A 9,108-nucleotide genomic window follows, 5' to 3' on the forward strand; every position below is an offset into this window, starting at 1 on the left:
AGCCCCTGGAGCGCGGGGCCAGACGGACGCGACGTGCGCGTCAGGGATACGGCTGAGGCGGCACGGGCGTGGGCACACTCCCGGGCTGAGCCGCGGGGATGGCCCGGAGGTATTCGTAGACGGCCCTCAGGTCCGCGTCCCGCATCTTCGCGAAGATGGGCCAGGGCATCACCTGCAGCAGCGCGCCGCCAGGCTCCCGGCCCGTGCGCATCAACGCCAGGAAGGCCTCATACGTGAGGCCCGACGGCAGCCCCTGCGCATCCGGGGTGATGTTCCGCGAGACGATTCCCGTGCCGAAGGGTCTCCCCCCCGCCAGGAAGTTCGCGGTGTTGATCTGCTCTGGCTGTCCCTGAAAGGGGTCCCCACCCGCCGAGTAGGGTGGGTAGGTGTGGCAGTCGGTGCATCCTCCCTGGGAGTTGACGATGTAGCTGCCCAGGCCCACGAGGTTCCGGTCCAAGCCCGTGAGGTTGAGCGTCACGGGGGAGATGACCAGGCCCTTTTCGATGCGCTCCTGGTCCTCGGCGCCCACGGGCGTCTGGGTCTGTTGGTTCTGCGAGTCCGACGAGGAGCTCGACCCGCACCCTCCCGCCAACACACCCGCGAGCGCGAAGAGGGCCCATCCCCTCGCCACGCGGCGCCCCGTCCTGAAATCCTTCATGTGTGCTTCCTTTCCCTTCACCGGATGTCCCGGTCGGGATGGAGGCTAGGGACGCTGGGGCGAGGGGCCATGCTGCGTGCCGGTGTCAGCCCGGCGTTGCCCCGTGCACAGGTCGGGACAAAGGCTGCCCTGGGGGGCAGCGAGAGCGGAAGTCGGAGGACTCGAACCTCAAGCCGGAAGGCCGGCTCGCACCCGGTAGCAGCGGGGCCTGGCGCCATCGCCAGTCCAACTTCCAATCAGACAGGTGAAGCGAACGGAACACGGTGGAGTCGAACCACGAGCCCCGAAGGGCCCTCCTGGTTTCCAGCCAGGCGGCCGGCCACCCGGCCCGCATGCTCCAAGACACAACGGAAGACAGGGGACTCGAACCCCGAGCGCGTCATGCACCCGCACCGCTTTCGAAACGGGCCGCCGGCCTCCGGCGTCGGTCTTCCAGAAAGTCGCCGGCAGCAGCGCACCCGCCTGCCGGCTCGCGGGGAGGTCCACGGGCGGGAGGCCGCCTCTGGCGGACCTCCTCATCCCCTCCAGGCGCACTGTCCTGGGATGGGCGGGGACGGGGGCCACCTCCGGTGGACCCCCTTCACCTGGAACCTCATGCCTCCAGCTCGCCATGCCAGTACGCCACGTCCCTCAGGAACTTGGCCCACGACATGGGCATGCCCTGCTCGAAGACGAACGTCAGGTGCATCGCGTCCGGCAGCTTCTTGGGCTTCACCGGGGCGCAGCGCAGCGCCATCTTCGCGTGCTCCGGAGTCCGGTTGCCCTTGCGCTGGTTGCAGGGCACACACGCGATGACGACGTTGTCCCAGGACGTCCGGCCACCCTGGGCCCGCGGCAGGACGTGGTCATACGTCGCCTCCGCGCGCGACACCTTCAAGCCGCAGTACTGGCAGCGGCAGCGGTCTCGCAGGTAGACGTTCTCCCGGCTGAACTTCACGCCCTTGGGGCCCTTGCGCAGCCCGCGGAAGAAGCGAATGACGGAGGGCATGCGAATCTCCACCGTCACCGAGCGCACGAAGCGGTCCTCGTACTCCTCGACCACCTCGACCTTGCCCTGGAAGATGAGCATCACCGCGCGCTGCCAGGGAATCCGCGCGACGGGCTCGAAGGACTGACTGAGAACCAGCGTCTCCATGACGCAACGCCTTTCGGTTGTATCCGCGGCGAGATTCGAACTCGCACTGGGCCGGGTTTGAGCCGGCGGCCTCTCCCGTTTGGGCTACGCGGACGGACTTCGGGAGTTCCTGCTGACTTGCGACTGCGGGCTACGGACTGCGACGACAGTGCCGGTGGCGGGAGTCGAACCCGCAACCTCCAGGTTCTCGACCTGGCACCTCTACCTATTGGGCTACACCGGCAAGACTGCGGGGATACGAGTGCACGCCCCGGGGATCGAACCCGGCGAAAACGGTGTGTGGGACCGTCGCCGTCTCCAGCTGGCTCGGCGTGCAGGAAGAGTTGCGGAGCAGGGAGTCGAACCCTGGAGGCCAGGCTTATGAGGCCCGGTGAGGCACCAGCCTCTCCCCGCAGAAAATGTGAAACGTGTGTGCTCCCGGCAGGACTCGAACCTGCGACCGTGCGCTTAGGACGCGCCTGCTCTGAATCCACTGAGCTACGGAAGCGGATGGCACAAATGAAGCGAGTGCCCCTGGCAGGGATTGAACCTGCGACCTCACGGTTCGGAACCGTGCGCTCTCATCCACTGAGCTACAAGGGCATGAAGTGGATCCGCCGGGACTCGAACCCGGAACCCCTCGGGTGCAAACCGAGTGCTCTCCCATTGAGCCACGAACCCATGTGACGACTGCACTGCGTGTTGCGTGAAGTGCCCCCGGTCGGGTTCGAACCGACAACCCCCGGTTTACGAAACCGGTGCTGCTACCAGTTGAGCTACAGGGGCGAAACGAGCAGGCCGCCAGGGAGTTGAACCCCGCGCGCTCGGATTTGGAGTCCAAGCTGCTCCCGGAGCGCGGCCTATGAAGATGAAGCGTGCTGCCAAGTGCCGACCCTCGGAATCGAACCGAGTCCTCCCGCTCTTCAGACGGGCGCGCGGACCACCTACGCCAGGTCGGCAATGATGAAGATGAGGCCAGTACGGGAGTCGAACCCGTCCCAAACGGTTTTGCAGACCGTTGCCACCCCGGGCGGAACTGGCCATTAGTGTGTGTCGCAAAGCTCCCCAGGAGGGATTCGAACCCTCAACTTCGCGGTTAACAGCCGCGCGCTCTGCCATTGAGCTACCGGGGAATGTGCTGCGTGAAGAGAGAACCGGAGGCAGGAATTGCACCTGCACCTGCGGAGTCAGAATCCGCCATCCTCGCTAGTTAGACGACCCCGGTATGAGTACCTCCGGAGGGATTCGAACCCTCGCCGTCCGCTTAAGAGGCGGATGCTCTTCCAATGAGCTACGGAGGCAGATTGCTTGCCGCCCCGGATGCGCGCGGGCGGCATACATTCACCACGACGATTCAGTTGTCAGAGACCTTGAGGCTGTCGGGTACTCGAACGCGAGCCAGGATTCCTGGCGCACGGACGCGAGTCCGGCCCTCGAGCTGCAACTCGTGATGCGGTGTGGCTGTGCGTGGCTGGCCACGCCGGTGTTGAATGGGGACGCTGGGAGCCCAGAAAGCCGAGAGGCCGGGTCCCCTGGATGGGAGCCCGGCCTCTGCGTGGCTTGGCGCGCCAGTGAAGGAGCGCGAGCGTCAGCAGGGTACGGGCGGAGGGCCGCCAAGCCGGTCAAATCCCACGAGGGACTTCGAGGCGAAGCTCACAAGGGAGCAGGAGGCGGCACCGAACTGGGGCCAGAGGTTGTTGCGATAGCTGCGCTTCATCGGGTTCGTCCGCGTCGTCAACGTCGTCATGGTCGCCGCTCCTTTCGGGGAGACTCTACGGCGGGTGATTTTCGTTCCTGACAAGGCCCGATTATTTGAGCTTCACGGCCGTGGCCCCCGGTTTCAGGGAAGTTGTCGCCTCGGCTGACGTGCCGAGTTGATGACGCCTTGGGGGCGAGAGCAGGCAGGACGCAGCGCCGTGGCCATGGTCTCCATCGCGTGGACTCTCTCGCAGCGGGCGCAGCTGCCCCGCGGGTTCGCAAGGAGTCTGACGCGGAGACCTCCGTGCCGCACGGCGCGTCCGAGGAGAGGCATCTGGCCCGGCGATGCGCGCGGGGGCCGGTGCTCATGCTCCGGCCCGCGGGTGTGCCTGGGCTTCAAGCGGGACGCCGTGTGTACGACCGCGTGAACGGCGGCACCGAGCGCGAGCTCCCAACTCGGAGCAGCAAGGCCGGCCATGGGGACGTGCCCCACGACCGGCCTTGCTCCTCGGCGTGTCGACGCGGTCCTACCGCAGGGGCACGCGCTTGAGCTTGAAGGGCGAGGGGCTCTCGCTCATCGTGAAGTAGCTCGCGCCGTTGGCCTCGTACTCGATCGCCTCACCCTGGCCCTCGGTGGTGTCGGTCAGCGTGACGGGCGTCGCGAAGACGGCCGACTCGAAGCCAAGTCCCGGCGTCGCACGGAACTCGTAGACAGTGCGGTAGGTGCGAAGGAGGAAGCGATCCGCGCATGGGTGGATCGCCGCCGCGGTCGCGGCCGAGAAGTTGGCGTCTCCGTTCAGCGGCAGCTGGATCGTGTGGACGTGGATCAGCGTGGCCTGCACACCCGGCGTCAGCGGCTGGGGGAACTTGTACACGCCGCTCTGCCCCGTGCCTCCGTTCTTGGTGACGACGTAGATGTCCCCGGTGGTGGGGTGCACCATCAGCGACTCCGCGTCCTTCGCGCCGTCCGGATAGACGAACGGGAAGGCCTCGGCGACGAGCCCCCCCGAGGTCTGGCCGTTGGCGAGAGCCGGCTCGGGCACGCGGTAGATCGTGAACGACGTGGGGCTGCCACCCGCAGGGAAGTTGGCGCTCCACTTCCCGATGTCACCGATGAAGATGCACGAGCCGCTCGGGCAGGGCCCGGTTGCGAGGTCCTCCCAGTCGGCCGGCGTCACGTTGGTCACGTTGAACGTGCCGATCGTGCTCGCGTTGAGCGTGTTGATCGCGATGATCGCGGTGGTGTCCTCGTTGTGCACGTAGAGCGCGTTGCCGACCACGCGGCTCGCGGCCAGGCCCGAGGGCTCCACGATTTCCGGCGCGGTCACGGTGCCCTGGAGCGTGAAGGTGCTCGCGTACGTGTCGCCGACCATGCAGGCGGGGGCGTTGGCGGCGCGCAGGACGATCACGTGCGCGGTGTTGGTCTGCACGAACGCGGAGCTGCCGGAGAGGCCCGTCTGGAGGCCCGGCGCGGTGAGCGACCGGTAGGCCGCATTGAAGAGCAGTCCGTTGGCGTGACCCAGGCACGCGTCGAAGGCCTCGGTGAAGCCGAGCGGCGGCTCGATGCCGGTGGCAGGGCAGGTGGCGTCCGGCCAGACCTGTGAGCCGTACCAGACGGCGAGTCCACCCGCGCTGCCGGTCACCACGTCGGGCACGGTGAACGACGCGGAGTCGCCGTTCTTCTGGCCTGCGTGCACGTCGATTGGCTGGACCGGATCGACGCCGCTGAAGGCCTCCACGCTCCCCGCCATGTGGGTGGTCGCGTCCAGTCCGAACGTGTAGCTCGCGGGCTCGGAGGCGCCCGCGACGCGGTAGAAGATCCAGGTGCGGATGGCCCAGGCGCTCTGCTCCGAGCGCAGGAACGTCCAGCCGGCGGGCGGCGTGACGGTCGCGGAGATGTTGTTGCGCACGGTCACCCGGGCGATGAGCGCGTCGTTGGCCGCGGTCCCCGACGGTTTGGGGATCGACAGCGAAGCGAGCGACAGGCCGCTGTGGTGCGAGCTCCCACGCAACGAGACCCCCGAGGACGGCGCGACCTCGGCGCGGCGAAGGGCGACGACCTGCGCGACGTTGGTCTCGGCGAACGTCGAGCTCCCGTTGAACGGTCCCTGGAGGCCGGCACCGGCGAGGGGCATGAAGGCGGCGTTGAAGACGAGGCCCTGGGACGAGGACACCAAGCAGGTGTCGTAGGTCTCGGCGAAGCCCACGGGGGGCTCGATCGCCGGGGTCGGACACGCGGCGCCGGTCCACGTCTGCGCGCCGAACCAGACGGCAGCCCCGCCCGCGGTCGAGGTGCTCAGCTGCGGCGTCGTGAAGGCCGTCGAGCCGCTGTTGCTCTTGCCGGCGTGCGTGTCAATCGGGTTGGCCGGATCGACGCCGGCATACGCCACGAGGTTGCCGACGAGGTAGCTCGCGATGGAGCTCTGGAACGTGTGGCTCGCGGGCTCGCTGGCGGTGGCGACGCGGACGAAGACCCAGCCGCGGATGCTCCAGGTGCTCATGTCGGTGCGCACCAGCGTCCAACCCGCGGGCGGGGTGAGCTCGGTGCCGATCTGGTTCCGGTTCGCAAGGTGCGCAAGCAGCACGTTACCGGCGGCGACGCCCGGAGGGCTCGAGAGGGTCAGGCTGGTGACCGTCTTGCCGCTCGCGTGCGTGGTGCCGACGAGGGAGATCTCCTTGGTGGCCGGCGGCTGGAGGGGGCGCAGCACCACCGCGTGCGTGATGTTGGTGTTGGGGAGCGTGGAGCTGCCGGTGAAGGCGGGCTGGGCACCTGCGGCCCCGAGCTCCGAGGTGGCGGCGCTGTGCAGCACGCCGTGCGACGACGAGACGAGGCAGGTGTCGAGCTGCTCGGTGAAGCCCGTCGGAGGGGTGTGGACCGCGGGGCACGCGGCGCCTCCCCAGACCTGGGCCGAGAACCACACTGCGAGGCCGTTCGCGGACGACGTGGTGGCGACGGGCAGCGCGAGGCTCGCGCTGTTGCCATTCTTCTGGCCCACGTGCACGTCGAACGGCTGGAGCGGATCCGCGCCCGACACCGCGACCAGGGTGGCCGCCATGGAGCTGGCGAGGTCGAGGGTGAAGGTGTGACTGCTCGGCTCGGCCGCGCTGGCCACGCGGAGGAATAGCCAGGACTTGATGGCCGAGGCGCTCTGCTCGGAGCGCAGCAGCGTCCAGCCAGCGGGTGGGGTAGCGACGGCTGTGACGGCCTCACGATTGCTCAGCTGCATCACCAGCACATCTCCGGCGGCCGTACCGACGGGGGTGGGAATGGAGAGGGTGGTGGTGGCCAGGCCGCTCGCGCTGGTGGTTCCTCGCACGGAGAGGGTGGAGAGGCCCTGGGCCGTCGTCGCATCCTGTACGTCGTCGGGCTGCGCGAGCTCAGTCGTTTCACAGGCGGCCATCAGTAGGGCGGCCGCGAGCCACAGACTTCGGATTGGGGTCATGGGGTTTTGATCAGGTGTCGACTCACTGGACTGGAGGTCCGGGAATCGGCCATGTGAAGGACCCCGCAGCGCGAAGCGCAATCGACTGTCATGACACGGGAAAGCTACCGTGAAATGGCTTGGATCGTCGGGTGTCATCGAAAAAAGGTGGCAGTCCTGTCCATGCGGTCACGCGGAGTACTTTGAAAACGCGAAGCCCAAAGATATCTGCGCACGGTGCAAGGGCCGAAGGGCGGTCGGCACCCCGAGGGGTGGGCCTCCAGGCAAGCCTCGTGACCGTGGCTGTGACCGGCTCGTGACATCAGCAGAACGGTGCTGACATCCTGTAATCTGGAGCGTGCCTGGAACTGTGGGCTTCGTCGAGCTCGTGGGGCACGAAGCCCTTGAAGTCACTGGCATCTGGGACGACCGCCGCTACCTGGACACGGTGAGCGTCAAGGTAGATGTCGCGTGAGAGGGTTCAGCCGATGCGCTTCATCTCCTGCACGGCCGGGGTGAGGCTGGGCGAGGGGCCCAGGCGGACGGAGCCTGCGGGAGTCCAGTTGCGAGTGACGCGGCTCCAGCGCTCCGGGTGACGGGATTGGGCGCGCTGGTACACCCGGTGGCGTCGAGCCAGCAGCGAGGCCTCGCGACCGAAGTGCCTGTCGTCGGGCGTGACGAAGCGGATGGCGGAGTGAAGGTGCTCGGTGTTGTACCAAGCCACGAAGCGCGTCACCCAGCAGCAGGCGGCCTCGACGGACGCGAAGGGACGCCGAGGAAAGTTGGGACGGTACTTCAGCGTACGGAAGAGGGCTTCGGAGAAGGGGTTGTCGTCCGAGACGCGGGGCCGGCTGAAGGACGGGGTGACTCCCAGCCATTGCAAGGTGGCCAGCAACGTGGCGCCCTTCATCGGGCCACCGTTGTCCGAATGCAGCACCAGCCCCTCGGGGCAGCCAGCCTCCTGCCAAGAGCGGCGGATGAGGGCCGAGGCATGCTCGGACGACTCCTCCTCGTGCACCGCGAAGCCCATGATGCGCCGACTGAAGACGTCCACCACCAGGTACAGGTAGAGGAAGGCGCCCTTCACCGGGCCCTTCAGGTAGGTGATATCCCAACTCCAGACTTGGTTCGGCCCGGTGGCGGTGTGCTCGGCCCGGGGCCTGGGCGTGGGCACCCTGGCATGGCCTCGGTGGGCCAACTGCCCCGCTTCGCGCAGCACCCGGTAGAAACTCGCTTCGCTGGCGACGTACTCGCCCCGGTCCGCCAGCCTGGGGACAATCTGCTTGGGCGAGGCGTCCCGGAACTCCTCGCTGTTGGCCACCGCCAGGATTCGGCGCCGCTCCACCTCGGACAGCCGGTTGGCCGGACGGGTATGCGGGCCGCACCGCCGGTCCTCCGCCGTGGCGGGCTTCCTCCAGTGCGTATTCCGGTCATGGTGAGCACTCGTTCCGGCTCAAGCCGAGCAGCGATTCCGGCTGGTGGCGAGCGGTCGGAGCGTCAGCGACGCTGGGTGGTTCATCCCTTGGCCTGCTTCCGACCCTTCGTCAAATTTGTCTCCACGTACCGGATGGACTCTCCGCCCAGCTTGATGCGATGGGAGTTGTGGACCAGACGGTCGAGGATGGCGTCGGCGAGCGTGGCGTCACCGATGACGGCGTGCCAGTCCTTCGGCTCGAGCTGGGAGGTCACCACGGTGCTCGAAAGTCGGTAGCGGTCCTCCAGGACTTCGAGCAGTTCCTTGCGCTCTGGAGCACCGAGCGGCTCAAGGCCGAAGTCGTCGAGGATGAGCACCTGGGCCTTGGCCAGGCGCTTGAGCACCTGCGCGTAGGTTCCATCGGCGCGCGCCTGAGCGAGCTCATCGAAGAGACGTGAGGCCCGGCGGTACACCACCGAGTAGCCATCCCGACACGCCTTCTGTCCCAGGGCGCATGCGAGGAAGGACTTGCCGACGCCCGTGGGCCCGGTGAGGAGTACATTCTGCTTGTCCGCCGCCCACTTCGAGGTGGACAGCTCCATCACCTGCGTCTTGGCGAGCCCGCGCGCATGCCCGTAGTCGATGTCTTCCAATGCCGCGGCCTGGCGCAGGCGCGCCGCGCTCAGCCGAGAGGAGAGCTTCTTGTTCTCTCGGTGCATCCACTCCGCGTCGGCCAGCAGACCCACGAGGTCGGCGGGGCTGACGTCTCGCTCCGCTGGCCTCGCCAACCAGTCGCGCAGGT

Annotated in this window: 5 protein-coding genes, 13 tRNA genes and 1 pseudogene; all 19 read right to left on the reverse strand. The window is 67.6% G+C overall.

Annotated elements, in window-relative coordinates:
- Positions 1–40: 40 nt before the first annotated feature.
- A complete protein-coding gene (locus HUA78_RS26555; RefSeq protein ID WP_174462881.1) occupies positions 41–658 on the reverse strand; it encodes a cytochrome C in 618 nt (205 codons plus the stop codon).
- Positions 659–912: 254 nt separating this feature from the next.
- Positions 913–997, reverse strand: a tRNA-Ser gene (locus HUA78_RS26560).
- A 253-nt stretch (positions 998–1,250) separates the two neighbouring features.
- Positions 1,251–1,793 carry an HNH endonuclease gene (locus HUA78_RS26565; RefSeq protein ID WP_141646017.1) on the reverse strand — a complete coding sequence of 181 codons (543 nt, stop codon included), beginning with the start codon at positions 1,791–1,793 and terminating at the stop codon, positions 1,251–1,253.
- Between the two features lie 20 nt (positions 1,794–1,813).
- Positions 1,814–1,887: transfer RNA gene (locus HUA78_RS26570), tRNA-Leu, on the reverse strand.
- 55 nt (positions 1,888–1,942) lie between these two features.
- Positions 1,943–2,016: transfer RNA gene (locus HUA78_RS26575), tRNA-Leu, on the reverse strand.
- A gap of 100 nt (positions 2,017–2,116) precedes the next feature.
- A tRNA-Met gene (locus tag HUA78_RS26580) sits at positions 2,117–2,187 on the reverse strand.
- Between the two features lie 18 nt (positions 2,188–2,205).
- A tRNA-Arg gene (locus tag HUA78_RS26585) sits at positions 2,206–2,280 on the reverse strand.
- Positions 2,281–2,301: 21 nt separating this feature from the next.
- Positions 2,302–2,375: transfer RNA gene (locus HUA78_RS26590), tRNA-Arg, on the reverse strand.
- A gap of 6 nt (positions 2,376–2,381) precedes the next feature.
- Positions 2,382–2,453 (reverse strand) — tRNA-Ala (locus HUA78_RS26595).
- Between the two features lie 31 nt (positions 2,454–2,484).
- Positions 2,485–2,558: transfer RNA gene (locus tag HUA78_RS26600), tRNA-Thr, on the reverse strand.
- Between the two features lie 100 nt (positions 2,559–2,658).
- Positions 2,659–2,731: transfer RNA gene (locus HUA78_RS26605), tRNA-Phe, on the reverse strand.
- Between the two features lie 13 nt (positions 2,732–2,744).
- A tRNA-Cys gene (locus HUA78_RS26610) sits at positions 2,745–2,814 on the reverse strand.
- A gap of 19 nt (positions 2,815–2,833) precedes the next feature.
- Positions 2,834–2,905 (reverse strand) — tRNA-Asn (locus tag HUA78_RS26615).
- 19 nt (positions 2,906–2,924) lie between these two features.
- Positions 2,925–2,997, reverse strand: a tRNA-Gln gene (locus HUA78_RS26620).
- 5 nt (positions 2,998–3,002) lie between these two features.
- Positions 3,003–3,073 (reverse strand) — tRNA-Lys (locus HUA78_RS26625).
- 287 nt (positions 3,074–3,360) lie between these two features.
- Positions 3,361–3,519 carry a hypothetical protein gene (locus HUA78_RS26630; protein ID WP_174454832.1) on the reverse strand — a complete coding sequence of 53 codons (159 nt, stop codon included), beginning with the start codon at positions 3,517–3,519 and terminating at the stop codon, positions 3,361–3,363.
- A 478-nt stretch (positions 3,520–3,997) separates the two neighbouring features.
- On the reverse strand, positions 3,998–6,913 hold the full coding sequence (locus HUA78_RS26635) for a cell wall anchor protein (RefSeq protein WP_174477406.1): 2,916 nt from the start codon (positions 6,911–6,913) through the stop codon (positions 3,998–4,000).
- A gap of 460 nt (positions 6,914–7,373) precedes the next feature.
- Positions 7,374–8,309: pseudogene (locus tag HUA78_RS26640) on the reverse strand (IS3 family transposase); the annotation flags it as partial.
- 98 nt (positions 8,310–8,407) lie between these two features.
- The coding region (istB, locus tag HUA78_RS26645) for an IS21-like element helper ATPase IstB (RefSeq protein WP_174477408.1) at positions 8,408–9,108 on the reverse strand (701 nt) is incomplete at its 5' end.

Origin of the sequence: Myxococcus sp. CA033, from assembly GCF_013336625.1 — a bacterium.
GTDB classification, from domain to species: Bacteria; Myxococcota; Myxococcia; order Myxococcales; family Myxococcaceae; genus Myxococcus; species Myxococcus llanfairpwllgwyngyllgogerychwyrndrobwllllantysiliogogogochensis.

Coding starts and splice junctions, on each gene's coding strand:
- HUA78_RS26565 (WP_141646017.1), bottom strand. CDS start 1,793: ATGGAGACGCTGGTTCTCAGTCAGTCCTTCGAGCCCGTCGCGCGGATT.
- HUA78_RS26635 (WP_174477406.1), bottom strand. CDS start 6,913: ATGACCCCAATCCGAAGTCTGTGGCTCGCGGCCGCCCTACTGATGGCC.
- HUA78_RS26555 (WP_174462881.1), bottom strand. CDS start 658: ATGAAGGATTTCAGGACGGGGCGCCGCGTGGCGAGGGGATGGGCCCTC.
- HUA78_RS26630 (WP_174454832.1), bottom strand. CDS start 3,519: ATGACGACGTTGACGACGCGGACGAACCCGATGAAGCGCAGCTATCGC.